Source organism: Calothrix sp. NIES-2098 (genome assembly GCF_963875125.1).
GTDB lineage: Bacteria > Cyanobacteriota > Cyanobacteriia > Cyanobacteriales > Nostocaceae > Aulosira.
Map to the genome: position 1 here is coordinate 6350925 of NZ_CAWNKJ010000001.1, position 26407 is coordinate 6377331.

Below are 26407 nucleotides of genomic sequence, written 5' to 3' on the forward strand. Positions count from 1 at the left end.
CTCATACCTCAAAAAAAATTTAATTTTTTGTATCAATAAATTTCAAATTAAGAAAAATAAGTTAGCTTTATGGCACGAAAAAACGCAGTGCTATTACTTAGTGCCTACAGATATGACTACAGAAATATCACTTTGATTTCGAGATCTCAAAACGGAATATCAGAGACTTAGGCAATACCATCCAGAAGTTTTGAGTCCTGACTTATGGTTAGGCACTAATCTCTACACTAAAGGTAAGTACAAAAGTGATGGTAAATGGGATGCTGATGCTGTTTCTGCGCAAATTGGGGTAGTAGCATTACTCAAGATTTTGATTAAAGTAGAAACTCCACAAACTTCATTAACTTAAGTTTTGGTGAATAACAGTATCTGAGTATGATGTTGGATTTGAAATTCAAAATTATCTTCTGCACCTGGTTGCGTTAATTTAACTATCGCAATCATTTTCCAATTGATATTAATTCATAAAAAAAAGGGATGATTTCCTCAATCCCTTTTTGCAAATATATACTGTATCTGTAGTTAGCGCGATCAAAAAACTCTAAAAATAAATGGATAACGAAATGGCTGATCTGGGTTAGAGAGACAGTGAAACAGCGCCCAAATCGTCAATCCCCAGTGTAGTAGAAAACCAAAACCTACTACTGGGAAGAAAAGAATTCCGCCCAGACCAAACGTAAGCCAAGATAAAATCGCAATTGGTACTCCAATTACAGTTGCCCAGAACCAAACATTGAAGTGAAAATTAATCGATTCTTTGGCATTGCTTTTCACAACTGGGTCATCAGAAATTAGGTTGATGACAATGGGAACTCCAATTGAGAACAATGTTGTACTAAAGAAAATCGCCCCATGAGATAGAGAGGATAGCAATTTACGCTTATCAGAGTCGTATGTAACTTGCATCCTGGTGGCTCCTCCACTTACTTTATAGCTTTGATTGTAACGGTTGCTTCACAGATCTAGTATTGGAGTTTACCGTACTCAGGGTTTTTTACCGCTTTATCTTGAGAGAGATTAACTTTGACTTATATTCATCAACTAGAGATTATGAGGTTTACCGAACCCCAGGCTATTGTACTGCATACCGTATTTTCCAAACAGCATTGCACAGGCGATCGCATCTTTGAAATCTGAAGTTTGAATTAATATCTTGTGAGGTAGAAACGTTGCTTGTGATAGAACTAACATGAATGTATCCAGTAGGGTAGGCAATGCTAAACCTACGAATTATTTGAGAAAGGTGGTAGAAAATGGGTCGCATAAATCCCTACACGCTACAGATGCAGATTACTCGTATGTTTGAGCAAGGGCAATCATTCTTTGCCACAACCAAAGTGCATGACTGGTTGAAAGAACGCAATCACGATCCGCTGGAATATGACATTATCTTTCATCAAAAACCTGCTCCTCCCGGTTCTAAGGAAGTCATGGTAGTGGAGATTGAATTACGTCGCAAAGATGGAAAGCCTGTAGACCCCTGGTTACAAGAGCAAGTGAATCTTCATGCCTAATTTTGCTATAAATTAGGCATTTGAGAACGGGTCAAATTTTTAACTTAATTCGCGATCGCCTTAATAATTTATCTTTTAATAGAGCGTTCTCAATGATGGAATGCTCTTTATTGTTTTTAAGGTAATAAATAATCAGGTCTTAGGATATGGTTAACGAGTATCTGAGCTTAGTTAACGAGTCTTTGAGCTTGGTTAATGAGTCTTTGAGCCTGATTAACGAGTAGTTGAGCTTGGTTAATGAGTATCTGAGCTTGGTTAACGAGTAGTTGAGCTTGGTTAATGAGTATCTGAGCTTGGTTAACGAGTCTTTGAGCTTGGTTAACGAGTCTTTGAGCTTGGTTAACGAGTCTTTGAGCTTGGTTAACGAGTCTTTGAGCTTGGTTAACGAGTATCTGAGCTTGGTTAATGAGTATCTGAGCTTGGTTAATGAGTATCTAAGCTTCATTCACTAGTATTGACACTTCATCTGCGACTCCTTTACCCTTTCTCCCTTACCTTTTACCCTGCTTGCAAAGCTTCTTTATTCTGCCCGTAATTCTCCGTAACTCTGCTGTAGTAAACTGCATCTAGAGACAAAGCCTGGTTGCAACATTTGATGGCAGCGTGAAAAAAATCCTGATTTTATCAGCAAATCCCAAGAATACGGCGAGACTGCGCTTGGATGAGGAAGTACGAGAAATTCAGGCGGGTTTGGAACGTGCCAAGATTCGCGAGCAGTTTGAGATGATTACTAAATGGGCTGTGCGTCCTGAAGATTTGCGACGCGCGCTTTTAGATTATCAACCTGAGATTGTCCATTTTTCGGGACATGGGGAAGGAGATAAAGGTCTGGTTTTGGAAGATGATAACGGACAGTTGCAACTGGTGAGTACAGAATCACTGGGCAGGCTGTTTAGGTTATTTCAAGACAAGATAGAGTGTGTGTTGTTAAACGCCTGTTATAGTGAAGCGCAAGCAGAAGCGATTCACCAACATATTAATTATGTAATGGGAATGAATCAGGCGATAGGCGATCGCGCGGCAATTAAATTTGCAGTTGGGTTTTATGATGCTTTAGGCGCAGGTAGATCCTACGATGATGCTTACGAGTTTGGGCGCGTTGCCATCGATTTAGAGAATATCCCCGAATATGCCACCCCAGTTCTCAAAAGCCGCAAGCCTTCCTCAGCAGAACCAACAATTTCACCCCTTTCCACTTTGCCCTTTCCCCCTTCCCCCTCCCAACCTAAGCGCATCTTCATCAACTACAAGCGCGATACTACTCCCGATGAGTCAGTAGCTTTACAAGTCTTTCAAGCATTGTCGCCACAACATCAAGTTTTTATCGACCAAACAATGTTAGTAGGCACACACTGGGCTGAACGCATTGCAGGAGAAATTCGCCAAGCTGATTTTCTGATTGTTTTCCTGTCATCCCAGTCAGTCCACAGTGAGATGGTGGAGACAGAAGTGAGGATGGCTCATGAACTAGCTCAAGTTCAGGGAGGACGCCCCGCTATTTTACCTGTGCGTTTGGCATATCGCGAACCATTCCAGTATCCCCTGAGTGCTTACCTCAACCATATTAACTGGGCGTTTTGGCAAGGTGCAGAGGACACACCGCGCCTAATTACAGAGTTGGCGCAAGCTATCTCTGGCGGCAAATTGACTATTGGTGAGGCGCAAGCTAAAGCTGATTTACTCCAGGTTCATCAACCATCATCCTTTCCCCGTCCTTTTGCTTCTGCACAGCCAGTAGCGCTGGAAATGCCGGAAGGAACTATGGATACGGAATCTACATTTTACGTAGAACGCCCATCAGATTTCCTAGCTTTGCAGACAATTGCCCAGCGAGGAGTGACGATTACAATTAAGGGGCCGAGACAAGTAGGTAAGAGTTCGCTGTTAATTCGCACCAAAGAAGCTGCGGAGAATGGCGGTAAGCGGGTAGCTTTCCTAGATTTTCAACTGTTTGAAAAAGCGGCTTTGAGGAATGCCGAACTATTTTTTCGCCAGTTTTGCTTCTGGTTAAGCGATGTGCTAGAAATGGCAGACAAAGTTGATGAGTATTGGAATACTCCGTTGGGTAATAGCCAGCGTTGCACCCGCTACGTGAGTCGCCACATCTTAAAGGAATTGGGTAAGCCTTTGGTTTTGGCAATGGATGAAGTAGATAAAATTTTTGACACCGACTTTCGCAATGATTTCTTTGGGATGTTGCGTAGCTGGCACAATAGCCGGGCTACTACTCCTATTTGGAAACAGCTTGATTTAACTCTAGTTACTTCTACTGAACCTTATCAGCTAATTAACGACCTCAATCAATCTCCCTTTAATGTGGGGCAAGTAATTGAACTGGCAGACTTCACATCAGAACAGGTTGCTGAACTCAATCAACGTCATGGTTTACCCTTCAACCCCAGCGAAGAACGGCAATTGATAGCGTTATTAGGCGGACATCCCTACTTAGTGCGGCGATCGCTTTACTTGGTTGCTTCTCGGCAAATGTCTACTACTGAGTTATTCACCAACGCCACTGCTGAACACGGCCCCTTTGGCGACCACCTGCGCCATCACCTCTCGCTATTGCACGATAAAACCGAGTTGATTCAAGGCTTGCTGCAAATAATTCGTCAGAACAACTGTGAAGATAAACGGGTTTTTTGGCGATTGCGGGGTGCGGGTTTGGTGCGAGAAAGTGGGCGATTACTCATACCACGCTGTCAGCTTTACGCCGAGTATTTACGGGAGAACTTGCGTGAATAAACCAGGAATCAGACCCCTCGTTATCCCGAAAGACCTCCGTCCCTATAGAATGGTGCGGCTATTCGTACAAAGCCTGCCTTTGCAGGCTCAAGAAATCCAGCCTGCGAAGGCAGGCTTCGTATTATTAGCCCCAGGCTTCCAGCCTGCGGGCGGTTTGGTGGGGAAAGAACGGAGGAATCATCATGTCTAACCCAACCATTTACACAGTCGGTGGAACCGTGCAGGCTGGTGGTGGGATTTACATTCCCCGCCAAGCCGATGAGGAATTGCTCAGTTTATGCAGGTCAGCCACTTTTGCTTATGTTTTGACGCCCCGCCAGATGGGCAAGTCTAGCTTGATGGTGCGGACTGCTGAACGATTGAATGATGAAGGCATTCAAACAGTAATGATTGATCTGACTCAGATTGGTACTCAAGTAAGTGCGGAAGCCTGGTATTTGGGTTTGCTGACAATTATGGAAGACCAACTGATGTTGGATACTAATGTAGTGCAGTGGTGGCAGGCATACAGTTATCTTGGTGTTACCCAACGGCTAACGCTGTTTTTTGAGAAGGTGTTACTGGCTGAAGTTCAGGAACGAGTGGTGATGTTTGTGGATGAGATTGATACTACCCTCAGCCTAGATTTTACAGATGATTTCTACACAGCAATTCGCTATCTGTACATTGCCCGTGCCATCAATCCTGAATTTCAGCGTCTCACAAGTGTCTTGATTGGCGTGGCAACTCCTGGCGATTTAATCCGCGATGCAAAGCGCACACCGTTTAATATTGGCCAGCGTGTAGATTTGACTGATTTTACCTTTAAGGAAGCCTTACCTCTAGCCGATGGATTAGGTTTGCCTACTGAAGAAGCAAAGCAAGTGCTGCAATGGGTACTGAAGTGGACAGGGGGCCATCCGTATTTAACGCAGCGTTTGTGTGGTGCTTTATTAGAAGAGGTAAATAGAGAGACAGATAACACAAAGGAGTTATCTAAATTTTTGCATATGAAGATAACGGAGAAAGATGTAGATCGAATAGTGAGTAACACTTTCTTCGGCGTGATGAGTCAACAAGATAATAACTTACAATTTGTGCGCGATATGCTTACCAAACGGGCACCTGATCTTTTTGGTGTCTTAACTACCTACCGCGAGATCATACGTGGAAAATGTACTGTTCTAGATGAAGAACAATCATTGTTCAAGTCGCACTTAAAGCTTTCAGGAATTGTGCGTTGTGAGAATACTAGATTGTATGTACGCAATCTGATCTATAAGAAAGTATTTGATCATAGGTGGCTAAAAGAATATTTGCCAGTTCCCATGAAAGCTTTGAAAGTTCAAAGAGTGCTGGTTACAAGTTTAGTGGTAACACTTTTGGCTCTGGGAGTACGCCATTTCAAAGTATTACAGTCTTGGGAGTTAAAAGTTTATGATCAAATGCTGCGATCGCGCCCATTAGAAAACCTCGATCACCGTATCCTGCTGGTAACAATTACTGAGGAGGATCTAGCAAGAGAAAATTGGCCATTGTCAGATGAGACAATTAATAAACTATTACACAAACTAGAGTCTTATCAACCTCGTGTCATTGGGCTAAATCTTTACCGACCAGGACAAAAAAATTTTGCTATTGGTCTTGCAAGCCATAACAACATTATTGGTACTTGCTTATTCAGTAGCATACGTAGACAAGAAATTCCACCACCACCGACTTTATCTATAGATTATGTAGGCTATACTGACCTAATTCCTGACAGCGAAGACGATCAATTTGTACGTCGCGCTTTGTTATTTGCTCAATCTACAGATAAGAAATGTAGAACACAATTTTCATTTGCTGCTTTAGTGGCAATTAGTTACCTTGAAAAAGCAGGTCTGGAATTAGATTTTCCTGATAAATATCATTTCTCTGTTGGTAAAAATATCTTCCCCATCTTGACAAGTAATTTTGGTAGCTACCAACAGTTAGATGCACAAGGTTATCAAATAATGTTAAATTACCGTAACTCTACTCAGGTAGCACAGGAAGTGACCCTGACACAAGTTCTTACTAATCAAGTCAGCCCTAAGCAGATTAAAGATAGGTTGATAATTATTGGCACAACTGCTTCTAGTATTCATCCTGGTTTATATACTCCCTATAGTGTTTCACCACAGCAAGCGGCTAGAACCCCTCCAGTTTTGATTCATGCGCAGATAGCAAGCCAGATAATCAGTACAGTTTTGGACAAAAGACCTTTGATATGGGACTGGCCAGATTGGGCTGAATTTTTATGGATTTGGGGTTGGTCACTGCTGGGAGGTGTTTTAGGATCTTGGTTACGAAATTTCTGGCTCATAGCGGTAGTAGAAGGTATAACCCTACTCTGCTTAGTGGGAATCTGTGCTGGTTTATTTTTTCAAGCTGGTTGGGTTCCTCTAATTCCGTCGGCTTTGGTACTAATTATCACAACCGGGAGCCTATTAGCATCCCCAGCAACATTAAAACAACAGCAACATATCAAATTTACTAAATCGATGCTTGATAAAAAGATTTGATCGTATCTCTAGCATCAGGATAGTGTGAGCGATGACCTGTTTAGTTTTAGCTTGTTGAAGCTGCGATCGCTTATCTCAAGCATCATCGCCAAAAGTGCGATCGCCTTGGGCGTTGGTGATGCGATTGCTATTTAGGTAGTTGAAAACTTTCAGGAGGTGGGTGACCTGAGATTCGAACTCAGAACCAGCGGATTAAGAGTCCGATGCTCTACCGTTGAGCTAGTCACCCATACAAATTGTGATTATAGCAAATTGCTGGGCGCTTTACTAGCATAGAATGAGAGATATATTTAAGCTTTCGGGAATTTCAGGATAAAGGTGGTTTCCCCAGCTACACTTTCTACTTGAATTGAACCGCCTAAATGTTTGACCATTTTCTGCACTAATGCCAGTTCTAGCCCAGTCCCGCTATGTTGCCAAGCGTTGTTTTTGGCGAGGTAATAAAACGGTTCAAAAATTCTTGTCTGGTGCTGTACAGGTATTTCTAATCCTGAGTTCTGGAAACTAATCTGTACCATATCTGCTATCAATTGGGCTGATACTGCGATCGTTTTACCCGCAGGTGTGTATTTACAGATATGGCTCAAAAGTTCTGTGACAATGCGCTCTAATTCTGTAATATCTGTTTCTAAAGGTGGCAGTGCCGTTGCAATATCTAGTTTTAACTGCTGTCGCTGACAAGCCGTAACTTGACGAAAAGACTCAACAATTGGGGGTAGCCAGGTTTGTAAGTCGATGGCGATTAAGGTTTGGCGATCGTGTGGATCTTCTTGTTGGGTAAGCGTCAGCAAGTCTTTAATTAACTTACTACCTCGTCCACACTCACTATGGAGAATCTGTAGTAGTTGCGCCACTATGTCTCTATCCGAAAGTCTCTCAGTTGTGAGAACGCTTTCGAGAGTTTGGGCTGCAAGACTAATACTGGTGATAGGCGTGCGGAGTTCTTGCGCTAAGGTGCGGATAAATTCACTTTTAAGGCGTTCGATTGTTTCTAACTGTTTAGCCTGGGTTTGAATGGTTTGATTCAGCCTAGATCTGCGAATTGCGATCGCACATTCATTAGCGATTTGCGCGACTAGTCCATTCTCCAATTCATCAAAGGGTTGTTGTGTGGCGCGGATCGCCCAAAGATTGCCGATAATTCCTTGAGCATCGAAAATGGGATAAGCTATCTGCGTAATTACTCGCAATCGTGGTTGCCATCCGGGAATAATTTCTACAGAATGCAGAGGTTGTTTTTGTAATAATTGTTGATAAACTTCCGGGAAATCTGCAACGGTTTTACTCAATCCCTGACAGACAGTTGAACTGGTAGTGTATTCATAAGCAATGGTTGCGAGAGTGCAATCATCACTGTAAAGTTCGATTTGACAGCGATCGCATTTGAGTAACTGTGTTAATTCTTGAATCGCTGTTTCTAGTACCTGGCTTGCATCTAGATTGTCGCGGATGTTTTCTGTAATGCGTCGCCCCAGCGCTTGAAAATCCTGAATTCTTTCTAACTCAGCTGTATGCTGTTGTTTTTGTAATTTCATCTGGGCTTTCAGCTTTTCTACTTGCTGCTGAAGTTCTGCTTGCTGGCCTGCAATTCCGATTTGGGTTGCTAGATGTTTGAGTAAGTCAATTTCTGGATCTTGCCACTGATGGGGTTTACTGCAATGCTGGGCAATCAATAGCCCCCACAACTCCTGTTGTAGGAGAATTGGCACAACTAAATTAGCCCTCACCTGCAATGAGGCGAGAAAATCTATTTGACAAGGATGTAACCCAGCTGCATAAATGTCTTCAATTACTTGAATTCCGCCTCGTTTGTAGCGATCGCGATTTTTGCTGCTAAAGCAAGGATCTGTAATATTTTTATCTAACAACGAACCGCTAGCAGCCACAGTTGCTTCTGCAACGATGCGATCGTTGCCATTAGCTAAGAAGCGGTAAACTAAAACGCGATCGCTGTCTAATAAATTCCGCAATTCTTTAACTATCTGTTGCAGAATTGTTTCTAAATCTTGAGATTGACCAATTTTTTGCGCGATCGCTTCTACTAGTTGCGCCCTTTGCTGTTGTAGCTTACTGCCTCGTTCTAGCTGCTTTGCCGGAGTAATATTACTACTAGTGCCAATCAATCGGTAAATTCTAGAGTTAGCATCCCGTAATGGTGTCAGCGTCGTACTCCACCAAGTAGGAACCCCTTGAAATTGCAAGCATTGTTCGTAAGAAATTGTTTTACCAAAGCGTACACAATCACTATAGTGCTGTCTTACCCTAGCCGCATCCGTGGGTGAGAGAATATCCTCAGGTCTTTTACCTTTGAGTTCATCCGATCTCAGTCCTACCCATCGTTCGTGAGTTGGGTTAAGCGCTACATAGCGAAAATCTCCATCTTCGAGAACGTCAACCACAAAAATAGATGCCTGCCCAGAATCGTAGATACTGAGTAGAAACTGTTCGCTACTACTTTTATTTTCTGCATCTTTTCCGAAGAGAAAGTAAGGCGGTGATAGCGGTTTCAGCTCTACACTTGATTCGGATTGATTAATATTCATGCGAGAGTCCCTGTCTGGTGTTACTGACTCATCTAGGCGCTCTCTCTTATTTTTACTATGGTAAGAATGCTCCTTAGCGCCTAAAGCAAAGGATGTCAGCCTTTATTTATTTGAGTTTGTGTCTTTTTTATTTACAATCAGAAATCTCGAAAAGCCCATAACAGTAAGCTTAACAAGCCTTACTCATTGAAGGCGAAAATATATGAGTAAGTTAACGCAAACTGACTTGAGATTGATTGTTAACAATTCCTTAAGATTTTTGCACGTATTGTAGGTATATTCAAGCAGGATCGTCAATAATTGTAATAATTTTTAATGCAAGACGACGGGAGTGTGGGGAGAAATGACTATTGACTCTTGACTCTTCACCAATGAGAAATTCAATTCAGCAATTTATATGCGTTCATCCCGGTGAGAATTGAAAAGATTAACCAAGCGATCGCTAAACCGATGACTTCGCCTAAAAATACCTGGGTAAGTTGGCGTAAAACAATCCCGATAGCAGAACCGATGGGTATGGCAATTGCCCAACTGACTGCACTAATGAAGATCCAGCGCCAAGCTAAAGGAACTGACTGGTAAATTGCTAACCATTGAGCGAGTCCAATGACAAAACCGCCAATGACGCCGTAAAATGCGCCAGTGAGGATTCTCATAGGAAGCAATTGAGTAGTGGGTACAATCCAACCAACTACACCAACACCAATAACTGCGATCGCTATCCAACCCACAACGGTGAAAAACACCCACTTTCCATAGAAGCTTGTCTGTCTGAGAATGAGACTTTGAGCAGAAGCGATCGCGAGTCCGCCAATCGCAGCTTGTACAACGCCCAAATCGGGCTTTTCACCAATTTCAATGAAGAGCAAACTTACTAAAAAACCGCTAAAAGTAGCTAAAGTCCACCGCAGTGTAAAACTAAATTGAGGTTTAGCAGGCGCAAATAGCATCAAATTTTCTTCGGTAGTAACATTGGTGTTGCAGCTTTGGTATTAAATATTTCTCGAAAAGCCCGGCGGCGCTGCTGGGGTGATTCCGGCGAGATGTAACCCCATAAACTTTCCCAATAAAAAAATGAAATACCGGGAAATTTGCGATCGCGTACCACTTTCACCTGTTCTTTAATTTGAGCAATATCTACAGAATCGCGTAGAGTTCCGGTTGATATCCCCACACCTACAGGTATTTGACTGCGAGCAAATTCTACCGCTGGTTTTTCCAGTTCAGCAATAAAACTGCTTTTGTTATCTCGATATACCTGCAAAATCAACTCATCTACCAAACCTTTTTTTACCCAATCTTCCCAATTTTGTAAGTAGTATTTGTAAGCAAAAGCTTGAGAATTCGGAGATAGAGAAATTTTCACCTCAGGTTTAATCGCCTTCACAGCTTGATAGATTGCAGCCATAAAATCGGTAATTTTATCGGCTCGCCAACGCATCCATTCGGGATCAAAAGGGTTTTTTGGCGGACTTTTACCTTGATGTTCTTGCTGATAGAGTTCGACAGTAAAAGCATCGTAACCAAACTGTACTGGCATCCCAAAATGATCGTCAAGCTGAATACCATCCACATCATAATTGCTAACAACTTCCACAATTAGCTCTTGAATAAACTCTTGAACTTGCGGATGTAGAGGATTCAGCCAAGCTTGCTTACTGATATGACTAGTATCGATTTCCTCCAATGGAATTTCTTTAATTGATTTGATACCTTCTTGTCCAATTGTCAACCAATCAGAGTATCGCCTGGCTAATTCTGAATTAGGCGGTGTCATAAAACCGTATTCAAACCAAGGAACAATACTTAACCCTTTAGGTTTAGCAAGTTTAATTAACTTAGCTAAAACATCACCTCCACCATGCATAACTTTGAGTAAAGTTTGCGTATCAGAACCAATAAATCTTTTGGCAACCGCACTATTGTAAAAAGTATGCCCTCTATTCCAAACTACAGGATAAATCGTATTAAAGTTGAGTGCCGAAAGTTGGTTGACAGCGCGGTTAATACCCCAAGGCACAAAGAATACGCCACTAGCAACATTAGTTAGCCAAACGCCACGAATTTCTGTTGTGGTTGGATGGCTGGCTTTTTGGTAATTAACTGAGTGAGAAGGAAGCGAAAATGCGATTAAGCATAATATTAATTCCAAACACAGCCAGTAACAAAAATAACGGCGGGCAAACCGATTCATCTGTGAGATTGACTTACTTTTGAACGAATAGAAGGAATATATATAACTACAAAATAAATTTCAAGGCTCCGGATCGTGTAGCTATATGTTGATTCTTCGTGATATCCAAAGATGCCATTAGCAAAACTGCAAATCCTTCATTTTTCGAGACTATCAAATATAGCCTCTATATAGAAGAGTAAAAATATGCAAAAAAAGCCTGGGTTAGCAGGCTTTTTTACTAAAACTTACAAAAATCTATGTCTCTGTGGTTTATTGAAATAATTTACTGCTGTGAAATCTTTTACTATTTCCAATCAAAAAACTGTTCGCAGCTAACAATTAATTAAAATCTATCTACTCCTTCAAATTGCTTGACACTTGCTGCATTTGCCGCCTCCCCACAAGTGCGTGGTGTAGGGAATATCTTTCCTGGATTAGCTAAACCTTGAGGATTAAATACTTCCCTTACCCATTGCATAGTTTCTAAATCGGTTTGGCTAAACATATCTGGCATATAGCACTTTTTATCTGCACCAATACCATGTTCGCCAGAAATGCTACCGCCTACTCTCACACAAAGTTTGAGAATTTCTCCTCCTAATTCTTCCACTTTTTCTAATGCTCCATGCACCGAATTATCGTAAAGAATTAGTGGATGAAGATTGCCATCGCCAGCATGAAATACATTGGCAACTCGATAACCAAATTTTTGGCTTAATAATTCAATTTCTTGCAACACATAGGGTAATTGTGTCCGAGGAATTACACCATCTTGAACATAATAATCAGGGCTTAAATGTCCAGCAGCAGCAAAAGCAGCTTTGCGTCCTTTCCAAAGTTTTAAGCGCGTCTCTGGATCGCTAGCAGAAGTCACGCTACGCGCACCATTCTGTTTACAGATTTCGATTATTCGCTGTTTATTACCTGCAACTTCTACTTCCAAACCGTCGATTTCTATCAGCAAAATTGCCGTAGCATCGCGGGGATAACAATTTGTTGCCACAACATCTTCAACAGCATTGATGCTGAAGTTGTCCATCATTTCCATACCACCAGGAATAATTCCCGCACTGATAATATCGGAAACCGTTGCCCCAGCAGCTTCAACACTAGTAAAATCTGCCAACAATACACAAATTGATTCTGCACTTTTGAGAATTTTTAGGGTTATTTCTGTAGCAATACCCAAAGTACCTTCCGAACCCACAAATATACCTGTTAAATCATAACCAGGCATTTCGGGAATTTGCCCTCCCACATCGACAATTTCACCATCGGGAAGTACGAGTTTTAATCCTAAAACATGGTTAGTAGTTACACCATATTTGAGACAATGTACTCCACCTGAGTTTTCCGCGATATTGCCCCCAATTGAGCAGATAATTTGGCTAGAGGGGTCTGGTGCATAGTAGAATCCAGCACCACTTACTGCTTGTGTCACCCAACTATTAATTACTCCTGGTTGCACAACAGCCCTTTGATTGTCCAAATCAATGCTGAGTATTTGCCGCATTAAGGAGGTGACAATTAAAACTGAATCTTTCCCAGGCAAAGCACCTCCAGATAACCCAGTCCCAGAACCCCGTGCAATGAAGGGAACAGAGTATTTGTTACATAACTTCACTACCTCAGCAACTTGTTCTGTAGTTCTGGGTAGTACAACTACCGCCGGGCATTGGCGATAGGCTGTTAAACCATCGCATTCATAAGTAATCAGTTCCTCACGGCGTTGGACTACGCCATTTTTACCTAGGACAGCTTCAAATGCATTGATGATGGGTTTCCAGTTACGTTGTTGTTTATCTTGGGTGAGCATAAGTGGTTTCTTATTTGGGATGCAGCCCAGGTTTACTGCAAATGCATAGTTAATACTAAAGAATATTGTGGCAGGAGTTACAAGAGTGCGATCGCATCTCTAATATTTGTCGCTTTATTCTGCACGCCAATCTCTGTAAATTTTGCCACAACCTATTCAGACATTCTAGCTAAACGTAATTGCTCTGCAATGGAATGTGCAAAAACTGCTATCCGCCTACTTATCCTCTCTTCCCCAATCAACTAAGCTATAAATAATGCTCTCAAATAGTGAATAAAGTCATGGTTGAGCAACTTCTAATCAATGATGAGAATTACTACGTACCAGATGCCAACCAGCTAGTTACTGAAGACGATACACCTTTGGATAATTTTGCCTCTGAAAAACAACAACGCCTTTTGGTTGGCTCTCTTTACAGTTCTCAACAACAGCAAACTTTCTTAGCAGCAGCTAATGTTGGTATTTATCATGCCTACAAACAGCCTGCTATTGTACCTGATGTCTTTCTGAGTTTTGATGTTGAAATCCCTACAAACTGGTGGGAAAAACAAAATCGCTGTTATATGTTATGGGAATTTGGTAAACCACCAGAAGTAGTAATTGAAATTGTCTCTAATAAAGAAGGTGATGAATTAGGCAAAAAGTTGAATATTTATGAACAAATGCGAGCCAGTTACTATATCGTGTACGATCCTACCCAGCAGTTAGGAGAAGAAGTACTGCGAGTTTATGAACTAAGAGGAAGACGCTACTTTGAAACTTCAGAAACTTGGCTTGAACAAGTTGGTTTAGGTGTCACTCTCTGGGAAGGTGAGTTTGAAGGTAGACAAGATGTGTGGTTACGCTGGTGCTATCAAAATTTTACTGTTTTAGCTACTGGAGATGAACGTGCTGAACAGGAAAGACAACGTGCTGAACAGGAAAAACAACGCGCTGAAAAAGCTGAACAACGCGCTCAATTATTAGCAGAAAGACTTCGAGCTATGGGTGTAGATCCTGACAATCTCTAGTAAACTTTTATGGGCATGACAGGGAAACAAATAAAACCGAGATTATGCAATGAATAATTTGATTTCTAGAGTGCGGAGCTTTTTCCTGAATCTGCTTTTCAAACAAACTGTCCTGATTCTTTTGCTGTTATTCTCTATTGGCGTGGGTGTAGCTTTAGCAAATATGTCTAGTCTCTCGGCTAGCCTCATAAAATCACAAGCACTCATGAATACCGAATTGCAAGCCAAGTCAATTATTGATGCTTGGAGACTTTACAGCGATTCAGCTGCCAATCGCGCTAAAAAAGTACAAGGAATTACCATTGCTCACAACTACCTAATCAAAGAGGGTGCAATTCCTCCGCCAGCAACTTATGCGATCGAACTTGGCAAAAAAGTCACTGAACAACAGAATGGTATGTCAGTGCGTTTGTACAGCGATTACCCTTACCCTTGGCGAAAAGCTGAAGGTGGCCCCAGAGATGATTTTGAGAAACAGGCGCTTACCTACCTGAGACAACATCCGGAGGAGAAAAATTTTTATCGTCTGGAGACAAAAAATGGTCGTAGCTTATGGCGATATGGAGAATCCGTGCGGATGGAAGCTAGTTGCGTTGCTTGTCATGACACCGACCCTAATAGTCCAAAACGCGACTGGCAAGTTGGAGATGTGCGAGGAGTTTTGGCAATTACTCAGTCTCTAGATATTTTGACAGAAAAGACTAATGAAAGTCTACAAACAGCATCTGTAATGTTGGGTGGATTATCCGTATTGGGACTTGCTGGGTTGACTTTGGTTATTGGTAGGCTGCGTCAAACTGCTAGGGAATTGGAGGTGCGAGTGACAGAACGCACTGCTGATTTGGCACAAGCTAACACAGACTTAGAAAAACGCAATTCATTAATTCGCCAGGTATTTGGACGTTACCTCAGCGATGAAATCGTTGCTAATTTATTAGAAAGTCCCGAAGGATTAAAACTTGGTGGTGAAAGGCGGAAAATCACCATTCTGACATCAGATTTAAGAGGATTCACAGCTATATCAGAGCGATCGCAACCCGAAGAAGTAATTACTATCCTCAACATCTATCTAGAATACATGGCTGATGTGATTACCCAGTATCACGGTTCTATTAATGAATTTATGGGTGATGGTATTTTAGTTCTGTTTGGTGCGCCTACACCAAGAGAAGACGATGCTGCTAAAGCTGTAGCTTGTGCTTGTGCTATGCAATTAGCAATGAGTGCTGTTAATGAAAAGCTCAAAAACTTAGGTTTTCCCCAACTAGATATGGGTATTGGTATCAATACCGGACTGGTAATTTTAGGAAATATCGGCTCAGAAAAACGTAGCAAGTATGGGATAGTTGGTAGTCAAGTAAACCTAACTTATCGGATTGAATCTTATACAACAGGTGGGGAAATTCTGATTTCCGAAGAAACATTAAAAGCAGCTGGTTCAATTGTCAAAGTCAGCGGACACCGACAGGTACAACCGAAAGGTGTAAAACAAGCAATTACTATATACGAAGTTTATGGCATCAGCGGTGCTTATAATCTTTTTCTACCTAGAGAAGAAGAGGAATTTTTTCCACTGCCAGGAATCATCCCAGTACAATACACACTTTTAGAGGAAAAGCATATTAGCACAACTATCTATCAAGGAAGTATAGTTGAACTTTCAGCTAAGGGTGCTAAAATTCGCAGTGAAAATGCCGCAGGTGTTCCTTTACCAGATGCACAGACGAATATCAAGCTGAAATTCTTAGTAGCAAATATTCCACCAGAACTTCAAGAAGATATTTATGCCAAGGTGTTCGATAAACCAGTAGAAGATGGCAGTTTTTATATTCATTTCACTGCCAAGCCTCCAGCTATCCAAGCTAGATTAGATGCTCTATATGAATCTATAAAACGTTAGAATTATATAGTCATTTATTTGTATTGTAATCTTCCTCGTGCAGCCTTTCGATAGCCATTTTTCATTTCTCAATAAACTCTTCTACACGCTGTAAAACTTTAGCGAATAAATCAGGCTCGTTAGCATCAAACCACTCAATTTGTGGATATGCTCGAAACCAAGTGCGTTGTCTCTTGGCAAATTGCCGTGTATGTAAAACTATTAATTCTTTGGCTGCATCTAAAGAAATTTCTCCAGCCAAATATTGCTTGATTTCTTGATATCCTAAAGTATTTAACAAAGATAAATCAGCACCATATTTCTGACACAGATAATCCACCTCAGCAACTAATCCGTCTGCTATCATCTGCTCGGTACGCTTGTGAATGCGTAGGCGTAGCCGTTCGGGGTTACAGTCTAAACCAATTTGCAAAATCGGGTAATTTGGAGGGTTTTCCCCTTGTTGTGCTGAAATAGGAATTCCAGTAACATAATACACTTCCAAAGCTCTTAAAGTACGTACTGAATCGTGGCGATGAATTTTTTGTACCGCAATAGGATCAACTTGTTGCAACATAGCGTAAAGTTGATTTTGACCAATTTCTTCAAGTTGCGATCGCAATTCTGATTGTGGTGCAACCCTAGGAATCTTCATACCTTGGACAATAGAACGTATGTATAAACCTGTACCACCCACTAGCAATATAGGAGAACTAGAAATAGAACTAATTAAAACTTGCGCTTGTTCTTGGTAATCTGCTACCGTCATCGTGTTTGTAGGAGCGCAGATATCTATTAAATAGTGCGGCACTAATTTTTGTTCCGCCAATGTAGGTTTAGCTGTACCAATATCAAACTCTCGGTAAACTTGGCGAGAGTCTGCACTGAGAATAACAGTACCCAATTGCCTAGCTAAAGCCAAAGCCAAACCAGATTTACCGGTCGCCGTTGCTCCACAAATTACAACCAATTTAGTCATTTGCCATTTGTCCAGAGTCAATAGTCAACAGTCAATTAATTATTTCCCCCTTGTCTCCTTTGTCTCCCTTGTCCTCCTCATCCCTTTGCTCTCCCAATTCCAACAGGGATGCAGCCCCTGTATAAACTTCCCACAAAAATGCCCTACAGACGCCAGCAAGGCTTTTGTGTTAGAATTTTGGAGTGATTTGACTTTTTTAGCCCTTTGGCGATTTCAACCCCACGCATCAGGAGAATTTTCATGACGAGCAGTTACAGTGCCGATCAGATTCAAGTTCTGGAAGGTCTGGAAGCCGTCCGCAAACGACCAGGTATGTACATCGGTTCCACTGGCCCGCGGGGACTCCATCATTTAGTTTATGAGGTGGTGGATAACTCGGTTGATGAGGCTTTGGCTGGTTACTGTACTCATGTGGAGGTGGATATAAATGCCGATGGCTCTGTTACTGTAACAGATGATGGCCGAGGTATTCCTACTGATATTCACCCAAAAACCGGAAAGTCGGCTTTAGAAACTGTATTGACAGTGTTGCACGCTGGGGGTAAGTTTGGCGGCGGCGGCTACAAAGTTTCTGGAGGTTTGCACGGGGTTGGGATTTCTGTAGTTAATGCCCTGTCCGAGTTTGTTGAGGTTACAGTTTGGCGGGATAAAAAGGTTCATATCCAGCGCTATGAACGGGGTATCCCAGCTACTGAACTGCAAGCCAAACCTTATAAAGAAGCCAGAACCGGAACTTCTGTCACCTTCAAGCCAGATACTCAAATCTTTACTACTGGTATTGAGTTTGATTATATTACTTTAGCAGGTCGCTTACGGGAACTGGCTTATCTAAATGCAGGTGTAAAAATTACATTTACTGATAACCGACTAGAACTGCTCAAAAGCGATACACCCAAGGTAGAAACCTATGAGTACAAAGGCGGGATCAAAGAGTATGTGACTTACATGAACCGCGAGAAGCAGCCCTTGCATGAAGAAATTATTTATGTGCAGGGAGAACGCAGCAATGTCCAAGTAGAAGTAGCTTTGCAGTGGTGTACTGATGCTTATACAGATAATATCCTAGGGTTTGCCAATAATATTCGTACAGTTGATGGTGGTACGCACTTAGAAGGTTTGAAGGCGGTTCTGACTAGAACATTAAATGCGATCGCTCGCAAACGTAACAAAATTAAAGAGAATGAAGCCAATCTCAGCGGCGAACACGTCCGCGAAGGATTGACAGCAGTTATTTCTGTAAAAGTCCCCGATCCGGAGTTTGAAGGACAAACCAAAACTAAACTCGGTAATACGGAAGTACGCGGAATAGTCGATTCTTTAGTTGGTGAGGTTCTTACCGAATACCTAGAATTTCACCCAGGTGTTGCTGATTCTGTGTTAGATAAAGCCATCCAAGCTTTTAAAGCCGCTGAAGCTGCCCGTCATGCGCGGGAGTTAGTACGACGCAAATCTGTACTTGAATCATCGCCGTTACCTGGAAAGTTGGCTGATTGTAGTTCACGCGATCCCGGCGAATCGGAAATCTTCATCGTAGAAGGGGATTCAGCAGGTGGTAGCGCTAAACAAGGACGCGATCGCCGTACCCAAGCCATCCTGCCTTTACGCGGTAAAATCCTCAATATTGAGAAAACTGACGACTCCAAAATTTATAAAAATAATGAAGTCCAAGCGTTAATTACAGCCCTAGGTTTAGGTGTCAAAGGTGAAGAATTCGATGCATCCCAACTGCGCTATCATCGCATCGTGATTATGACTGACGCTGACGTAGATGGCGCGCATATCCGTACACTATTGTTAACATTTTTCTATCGGTATCAGCGGGCCTTAATTGAACAGGGTTTCATCTATATTGCTTGTCCGCCTCTCTATAAATTAGAACGGGGACGCAATCATGAGTATTGCTATAGCGATCGCGAATTACAACAAAAAATCGCCACATTTCCTAGCAATGCCAACTATAATATCCAACGCTTCAAAGGTTTGGGTGAAATGATGCCACAACAACTCTGGGATACTACCATGAACCCAGAAACCCGCAAAATGAAGCAAGTTGAAATTGAAGATGCCGCCGAAGCCGATCGCATTTTTACAATTTTAATGGGCGATCGCGTTGCACCTAGGCGAGAATTTATCGAAACCTATGGTTCTAAACTCAACTTGACAGATCTAGACATCTAAAAATAAGCTCATTCTACTTAGGAAGGAGTAGCATTATATGGGTATGGGGCATGGGTCAAGAAGACTGATGCCCCATATTGCTATCTGGTACTAGCATGTCTGTTATTAAACAGCTAATTGTACCTACCTCAACAGCAATACAGTTAGATAATAAAAATTTGTTAAAAAATTTATAAACATTAATCACAAAAATAATAAAATTCAGCTATACCCTGAGATGCATATCAAATTTTTTCTGTCAATATATATCTTTCGGTTGAGGCGATCGCGCATTGGCAAGTTTGTTAACTTCACTCGATATTTAAGTTACAGTTAAGTAGAAAAAACTGTTGATGAATACCAGTAAATTTTGTCTACTTTCTAGCAATGTATTTGTTATCCTTGAATAGCAAAGCTAAAACCTATCTACTTATGCAAGCTAGCTAAGTAACTAGGGGATTAATGGTTAAAAATATAGCTAAGAAATTACTGGATATGAGTATTAAAATTTACAATTATTTTACTTAAAGCTGATTTTCAACTACTTGCCCAACCCCCTAACTAATATTCTTTAACTTCATTAGACAAATAATTGCTCGTCTTTAATGTCAAATCCTTTATGAATTGATTAAAATATCGTTGTATACAATAGGAAGAGTTTGTCAAGTTTCATAGGGCTGAAATCGCAACAGTGCGCTAACGTGTGAATAAGACCAAATTAGTTGAATTTAAATTGTTCTGCTATCAGGCTGATTCCACCTTACTTCAACTCCTCAGTTTAGGTAATGAGTGTACACCATGCGAAATACCCCAAGACAAGCATCAGCATATCTGCTGTATCTACCTAGCGAGAACTCTCGCCTTAGCTTCACGAACTGAGTACTTTATAAAGGAAATGTAAAAATACGTGCGCTATTGCTTCTCGCTTGAGTTAATATAAAATGCGCTGTTTCTAAGTAATTAATGTTGTGCATTGTACTTAGAAGAGTTCATTAACAGGTGTACTTACCGTTTAATGCGATCGCGATGCCACTGCAATTCTCAAAAGTTTCAGAAAAGATTTAAGGGCATAGCTACCATATTGAAGTTCTTTTTGATAATAGTGGCTTTACCTCCCTGAAAGACTACAAGATTAACACACAAAAAGAGTGCAATTTCTGTGAAACAGGCTACAATCGGAACAGTCTTTACGGAAAAAATCTACCAACAGTTATGTTTATTTAACTGTAGTGGTAAATTTTTTTCTCAAGTTATGTCTTTTTTAAGACAAATCAGTTAAAGGTTGTATGCGCGATAAGTACGCATAGCCTTTACTAAGGTGAGTAAGTCAGCTACAACAGCGATTTCCACACTTAGTAAAAAACTCCTCTAAAGGAGACACAAAGTTTCCGAAAATATCTCAGGCAACCCAGCCAAAAAAATATTTTCGGTATCAAAAACTAGCTCGCTTAATTAAGAGCATTAAACACATCTTGAGTAATTGATTCTGCAAGGAGCATGAGGAACGCGGCATGAACCAGGCTAACAACGTACTCGAAAGCATTTATCAGCCTGACCTAGAAATGATAAATCAGCCTGAGCTCGAGTTAGATCCACTATTAATCGATGACGAAGTCGATGAGGACTTACTGCTTAACGATGAAGGCGAAATTGATGAGTTTTTAGAGCCTCAGTCTGATGAGGACGACGCAAAGTCTGGAAAAGCCGCTAAATCGCGTCGTCGGGCACAAAGCAAGAAAAAGCACTACACCGAAGATTCAATTCGCCTTTACTTGCAAGAAATTGGCCGAATTCGTTTGTTGCGGGCAGACGAAGAAATCGAATTGGCGCGAAAAATCGCCGAATTGCTGGAATTAGAGAGAATCAGGGAAAAGCTTTCCGAACAGTTGGAACGCGATCCTAAAGATAGCGAATGGGCAGAAGCTGTACAATTACCATTGTCATCGTTTCGCTATAAACTGCATATTGGTCGCAGAGCAAAAGATAAGATGGTGCAATCAAACCTGCGCCTTGTAGTTTCAATTGCCAAGAAATATATGAATCGTGGCTTGTCCTTCCAAGATTTAATTCAGGAAGGTAGTCTTGGCTTGATTCGTGCCGCAGAAAAGTTTGACCATGAAAAAGGTTATAAGTTTTCTACCTACGCTACATGGTGGATTCGTCAAGCAATAACCAGAGCGATCGCAGATCAATCCCGCACTATTCGTCTTCCAGTTCACTTATACGAAACCATCTCTCGGATTAAGAAAACCACCAAGCTGCTTTCTCAAGAAATGGGTCGCAAACCCACTGAAGAGGAAATAGCTACTCGCATGGAAATGACAATTGAGAAGCTGCGGTTTATCGCTAAATCTGCCCAATTGCCAATTTCTTTAGAAACGCCTATTGGTAAAGAAGAAGATTCTCGCTTAGGTGATTTTATTGAATCCGATGGTGAGACTCCAGAAGACCAAGTTTCCAAAAATCTGTTGCGCGAAGACCTAGAAAAAGTACTTGACAGTCTTAGCCCTCGCGAACGAGATGTATTGAGATTGCGCTACGGCTTGGATGATGGTCGGATGAAGACTCTAGAAGAAATTGGCCAGATTTTCAATGTGACTCGCGAACGGATTCGTCAGATTGAAGCGAAAGCACTCCGCAAGTTACGTCATCCCAATCGCAATAGTGTTCTCAAGGAATATATCCGTTAGACATTAGTTAGTAGTTATTAGTCATCTGTCTCAAGCTAATGACTAATAACCAAAAAAAATTACAAAAAATAAGAACCTGGGAATGGAAACATACCCAGGTTTTTCATTTGTAGTTAATTTTGTATTTTAATACTCAAACCAATTAAGGATAGATCGTTTTCGTTGAAATTAGGTAAACACTCGGTCAAAGCTTTTAGTTCAAAACTGTTAACGCTGGAAGCGATCGCACGGCATAGCTTAACAACCTTAAATTGAAAATTGGTATTAGAGAATACCCCAAAAGTGTAGAAAGCCTTTACCAGAGAACAGTTCAATTAAAGCTGCTGCTAAAAAACCAATCATCGCTAAACGACCGTTCCAAATTTCTGCTTGTGGGGTAAAGCCCCAGCGCCAAGCGTTACGATCTTCCACTACAGGAGCAGTCACTACTTTTGTTGCATTTGTCATGGTTGGTACTCCAAACAGAGTTTACTAAGGGTTATTGGCTTATGTAAACTAATATAACAACTATTCTCATAATTGCAAAAGCTTGTTTGTATTTTTGTTGCTAAAACTTGACTTGAAGAATAGCAACTGATACGCAGACAGCCTAAGATATCTATCTTGAGAAGTCAAGAAGAGATTTAGCTTTAAATTCGTAATAGTCTAATACTCAAGCCAAACTCTTTTCTCTGAATAGTGAGAAGTATTACCCCCCTCATCCTTGAAGGACTGGATAATCAAGCGCCAACTTTGTGTAAAAGCACAGTTTGCACCCGTGGTAATTGATTGAAAGCTTCAGACTCTTTGAGATATTGATAATAATTTTTAACTATTCTACTCATATTTAGGAGCGCGACTCAATGCTTCATTCGCCCAAGACTCGGCCTAAAATAGCGTGTGAAGTGGATCTGTGCTTGCCAGCGCCAGATTTTCTGTTTTGACTATGCAAATAAAAAAGAAGTATTAACTCGGCAGGATTTTGACTGTCCCAATAGTATTGTGGTGTCTTCAGTCGATAAAGGACGACTGAAAAGATAACCTTGCATCAGTTCGCAATCTAGAACTTGTAACAAATTGCGCTGTTCTTCAGTTTCCACTCCTTCAGCAACAACTGCAAGCTTCAGCCCATGAGCTAAGGCAATGATAGCAGTTGTAATAGCGGCATCATAGCGATCCTCAGACAGATCGCGTACAAAGGACCTGTCAATTTTTAAGCAGTGAATAGGAAAATTTTTGAGATAACTTAAAGAGCAGTATCCTGTACCAAAATCGTCTATAGATATAGAGACGCCTAGTTCATATAATTCACTCAAAACTTTTTGAGTAAATTCAACGTTTTTCATAGCAATGCTTTCAGTAATTTCTAGCTCCAAACATTGAGGATTTAATTGAGTTGTTGATAATACCTGCTTCACTATATTTACTAAATTTGGTTGCTGAAATTGTCGTGCTGAAAGATTAACTGCTACTGAAAGTCTTGGTAAACCTAGGGTATCTTGCCAAAATTTATTTTGAGTACAGGCAGTTTGTAAAACCCATTCACCAATTGATAAAATTAATCCGGTTTCTTCAGCAAGAGGTATAAATTTTTCGGGAGGTATCAAACCTAGCTGTAAGTGTCGCCAACGTAACAAAGCCTCAATTTTCGTAATTTCCCCAGTAGTGCTATTTACTTGTGGCTGGTAATAAATTTCAAATTCTTGCCGTTCTAAGGCATAGTGTAAGCTGTTTTCTAAGATTAATAATTCAGAAGAGTCAGAATTAATTGCTGAGTGGTAAAACTGATAGTTATTACGTCCTTGAGACTTGACAATATATATTGCCGCATCAGCATGTTTAATTAGGGTTTCGGCATCTTGCCCGTGTAGGGGATAGAGAGCAATACCAATACTAGGACTAATATGTAATTGATAATTTTCTATATTAAATACTGGTTTGAAAGCCGCTAATATACGCTCTTGAATCTGGGTAACTTCTTTAGTATCTTTAATGTCCGGTAACAGCAAAGTAAACTCATCACCGCCCCAGCGAGCAATGGTGTCGCCATCTCGTAGACATTGTCTGAGACGTTGAGCGACACTCTGCAATAGTTTATCTCCAATCGCATGACTTAATGTGTCATTAATGGTTTTGAAGCGATCTAGATCCAAAAAACATACCGCTAGTTTACTACCACTTTTTTGTGCCCGTGCTAATGCCTGAGAAAGTCGCTCATTGAATAGCACTCGATTTGGTAAATTGGTTAATAGGTCGTGCAAAGCTTGATGACAGATTTTAGCTTCTGCTAATTTGTGAGCAGTGACATCCCGAAAGCTCCACACTCTACCAACAATGTTGCCGCCAATACTTTGCGGTTGAGAATAACGCTCGAATACTCTTCCATCTTTAAATGCGATCGCATCATAAATTTGTAGGTCTGGGTTCAAATGTAATTCTCTAATAGTCGTAAGATACTGTCTTGGCGCTTCTAGCTGTTTCATCGCCAATCTCAGCGCTGTTCTGTAATTTCCTGATGCTATCAGCTGCTCAGGAATACGCCACATCTGAAGAAACTTTTGATTAAAACCTGCAATGTTACCTTGGCTATCTACTACTAAAATGCCATCGGCTGTTGATTCTAAAGTTGCACATTGCAAAGATAAAGATTTTTCTAGTTCTGTTTGTATCCGCTTGCGTTCGGCAATTTCTCGATGCAATTCAGCAGTGCGTTCTTGCACTAAATTTTCTAAGTTGGCAGCACAATCTTGAGTTTGTGATATTACTGTTTGTAAAGCCTTGTCTACTAATAAATGCTCGTGAGCTAGTGAAAGCATACCTGCTACTGCTTGCAAAAATGCTATTTCTTTTGCGTCCCAATTTTGCGTTGCTACACAGCTATCAAGCCGAATAAATCCTACGAAATTGCCTTTAGCAATGATTGGTAAAAATAAAAGCGTGTGAATGCCTTCTAACCCTAAAATTTGGCGTTGTATTTCGCTAAATTCTGCTACTTTCTCAAAAAAAATCTCACCGCGTACTAATAGACTGAGCCAATGCGGCAGAAATTTTGTATAGGATAGATTTTGCCAAGGATGGTTGTCAATTTTTGTCGATATATCTTGAAAATACCATTCAGCTTGCAGGCTCATAATTAAGCCGCCGTTATCAGCCAAATTATTTTCAAATGCATATATATGACTAACTTTACAAGTTTTTCCTAGGATTTGCAGAATTTCTTGATAGGATTTGAAACGGCGATCGAAACTTAGTAGAGAGCGTTCTATTGCCACAATAGCTTCTAAGTAGCCAGTGGTGCAATTGTAAGTGGCTTCATTACATTCATGCGTTTCCTTTTGATTAAATACTTTTACTTGGCTATGAGCGATCGAGAACTTATTTTTATTATCTTTACGCGATATAATTTGATTTTTATCTAGTGTATACAAACTTTTATTTTGATTTTTTTGTGTATTTATAAATTTAGAGAATAAGGAGTTTGCTAGATATAAAAAAATATTTTTTGCTCTTAACCAGGTGAATGAATTAACTATCCTGAGGATTAGGAAAGTTTCAAATATTGTAAATATCGTACTTTTGAGTACCGTGAATATTCTTGAGTTGTGCATCTTGATAACCTGGTTAATATATAGCTAATAGCCACTTTTTCTAAGTATTTTAAGTAATTTTGCTCTTTATACTGGCTTTTTTTATATTTTTTTGAGATTGAGTTAAAATTTTGGTAACTACCAATTTTTTCAGTATGTTAGTCATAATTTCCTGACTTTGGAGATATTCTGTATTTTTAGACTCAGCTTATATAGATTATTTGGTGTTTAGACATCTCATAATTGTCTCAAGACAGACGATCAAATATTGATAGCTAATTAGATAACAGCAGACATGAAAAATCAAATATTTTCTTTCTACTTTTCTACCTAATGTTGTTTTTTCTTATTATTTTGTTCGTAGCCTAGCGCATTATAAGTTTTAGTCGGATAATTGTGGGTTTCCGAATAATAAAATATTATATTATTCTGCAAAATATTCATGCCCATGTGAGAAATTAACTCACATAGAAGTTTCTTTAACTTCAATAAAACTTTTATATTAAAATTCTGAGCTTTTAATATGTTGAACTTAAGTTTAAATTTATTTTTATATTTTTTAATAATCTCTTAACTTAGATTTATAAAAAAATATTCTTATTCTTACCTTAACTAGAAAACGAGTTTCGTCTAGCTATAAACGAGAAATTAAACAATAATATTTCTTTTTATTTAGTATTAAATTTGACAAATAATTAATATTAATTAGAATATTATAATAGTTCTCGTTTTAAGAAAATTAGTTTTGCCGCAGGCATCTGGAATTTAGTGAGAACACAGATGTATTTCTACCTCGATAAACTGGGC

Annotated in this window: 17 protein-coding genes and 1 tRNA gene; 8 read left to right on the plus strand and 10 right to left on the minus strand. The window is 40.4% G+C overall.

Annotated elements, in window-relative coordinates; genetic code table 11:
* Positions 1-190: 190 nt before the first annotated feature.
* Complete coding sequence (locus AACU33_RS26630; RefSeq protein WP_339376309.1) at positions 191-349, plus strand: hypothetical protein; 159 nt, start codon at positions 191-193, stop codon at positions 347-349.
* A gap of 182 nt (positions 350-531) precedes the next feature.
* Here the strand turns inward: AACU33_RS26630 and AACU33_RS26635 are convergent, their stop codons facing one another.
* The gene (locus AACU33_RS26635) at positions 532-906 is read right to left on the minus strand and encodes a DUF4870 domain-containing protein (RefSeq protein WP_096592341.1); all 375 of its coding nucleotides are present in this window, start codon (positions 904-906) and stop codon (positions 532-534) included.
* Positions 907-1041: 135 nt separating this feature from the next.
* Positions 1042-1191 (minus strand): hypothetical protein, encoded by a 150-nt coding sequence (locus AACU33_RS26640; protein WP_339376310.1) that lies wholly within the window; start codon positions 1189-1191, stop codon positions 1042-1044.
* Positions 1192-1253: 62 nt separating this feature from the next.
* Between AACU33_RS26640 and AACU33_RS26645 the strand changes: the two genes are divergently transcribed.
* The 3 genes from AACU33_RS26645 to AACU33_RS26655 all read left to right on the plus strand — a co-directional run bounded on the left by AACU33_RS26645 (position 1254) and on the right by AACU33_RS26655 (position 6784).
* Positions 1254-1514: a hypothetical protein gene (locus AACU33_RS26645; RefSeq protein ID WP_096592345.1), complete on the plus strand. Its 261-nt coding sequence runs from the start codon at positions 1254-1256 to the stop codon at positions 1512-1514.
* Positions 1515-2117: 603 nt separating this feature from the next.
* Positions 2118-4259, plus strand: coding sequence for an AAA-like domain-containing protein (locus AACU33_RS26650; protein WP_096592350.1), 2142 nt, complete (start codon positions 2118-2120; stop codon positions 4257-4259).
* Between the two features lie 182 nt (positions 4260-4441).
* Complete coding sequence (locus tag AACU33_RS26655; RefSeq protein ID WP_339376311.1) at positions 4442-6784, plus strand: CHASE2 domain-containing protein; 2343 nt, start codon at positions 4442-4444, stop codon at positions 6782-6784.
* Positions 6785-6941: 157 nt separating this feature from the next.
* Here AACU33_RS26655 and AACU33_RS26660 read toward each other — a convergent pair.
* The 5 genes from AACU33_RS26660 to glcD form a co-directional block, all read right to left on the minus strand.
* Positions 6942-7013 (minus strand) — tRNA-Lys (locus AACU33_RS26660).
* 61 nt (positions 7014-7074) lie between these two features.
* On the minus strand, positions 7075-9327 hold the full coding sequence (locus AACU33_RS26665; protein ID WP_096592355.1) for a sensor histidine kinase: 2253 nt from the start codon (positions 9325-9327) through the stop codon (positions 7075-7077).
* Positions 9328-9707: 380 nt separating this feature from the next.
* Positions 9708-10277: a hypothetical protein gene (locus tag AACU33_RS26670; protein WP_096592357.1), complete on the minus strand. Its 570-nt coding sequence runs from the start codon at positions 10275-10277 to the stop codon at positions 9708-9710.
* Positions 10277-11521: a glycoside hydrolase family 10 protein gene (locus tag AACU33_RS26675; protein WP_096592360.1), complete on the minus strand. Its 1245-nt coding sequence runs from the start codon at positions 11519-11521 to the stop codon at positions 10277-10279. The genes AACU33_RS26670 and AACU33_RS26675 overlap by 1 nt, the downstream gene beginning before the upstream one ends.
* A 325-nt stretch (positions 11522-11846) precedes the next feature.
* Positions 11847-13319, minus strand: coding sequence for a glycolate oxidase subunit GlcD (glcD, locus tag AACU33_RS26680; protein WP_096592362.1), 1473 nt, complete (start codon positions 13317-13319; stop codon positions 11847-11849).
* 281 nt (positions 13320-13600) lie between these two features.
* On the opposite strand from glcD, the gene AACU33_RS26685 reads away from it, so the two are divergent.
* Entirely contained in the window at positions 13601-14329 is a 729-nt protein-coding gene (locus AACU33_RS26685; protein WP_096592365.1) for a Uma2 family endonuclease, read from the plus strand.
* A gap of 49 nt (positions 14330-14378) precedes the next feature.
* On the plus strand, positions 14379-16229 hold the full coding sequence (locus AACU33_RS26690) for an adenylate/guanylate cyclase domain-containing protein (protein ID WP_096592367.1): 1851 nt from the start codon (positions 14379-14381) through the stop codon (positions 16227-16229).
* 61 nt (positions 16230-16290) lie between these two features.
* On the opposite strand, the gene miaA is transcribed toward AACU33_RS26690, so the two are convergent.
* Positions 16291-17187, minus strand: coding sequence for a tRNA (adenosine(37)-N6)-dimethylallyltransferase MiaA (gene miaA / locus AACU33_RS26695; RefSeq protein ID WP_096592370.1), 897 nt, complete (start codon positions 17185-17187; stop codon positions 16291-16293).
* Between the two features lie 240 nt (positions 17188-17427).
* On the opposite strand from miaA, the gene gyrB reads away from it, so the two are divergent.
* Together gyrB and rpoD are read left to right on the plus strand one after the other, a co-directional pair.
* The gene (gene gyrB / locus AACU33_RS26700; RefSeq protein WP_096592372.1) at positions 17428-19365 is read left to right on the plus strand and encodes a DNA topoisomerase (ATP-hydrolyzing) subunit B; all 1938 of its coding nucleotides are present in this window, start codon (positions 17428-17430) and stop codon (positions 19363-19365) included.
* A 1490-nt stretch (positions 19366-20855) separates the two neighbouring features.
* Positions 20856-22034: an RNA polymerase sigma factor RpoD gene (rpoD, locus tag AACU33_RS26705; protein WP_096592375.1), complete on the plus strand. Its 1179-nt coding sequence runs from the start codon at positions 20856-20858 to the stop codon at positions 22032-22034.
* A gap of 264 nt (positions 22035-22298) precedes the next feature.
* Here rpoD and AACU33_RS26710 read toward each other — a convergent pair whose 3' ends face one another.
* Together AACU33_RS26710 and AACU33_RS26715 are read right to left on the minus strand one after the other, a co-directional pair.
* Entirely contained in the window at positions 22299-22481 is a 183-nt protein-coding gene (locus tag AACU33_RS26710) for a chlorophyll a/b-binding protein (RefSeq protein WP_086769141.1), read from the minus strand.
* Positions 22482-22957: 476 nt separating this feature from the next.
* On the minus strand, positions 22958-25441 hold the full coding sequence (locus AACU33_RS26715; RefSeq protein ID WP_339376312.1) for a sensor domain-containing phosphodiesterase: 2484 nt from the start codon (positions 25439-25441) through the stop codon (positions 22958-22960).
* Positions 25442-26407 lie beyond the last annotated feature (966 nt).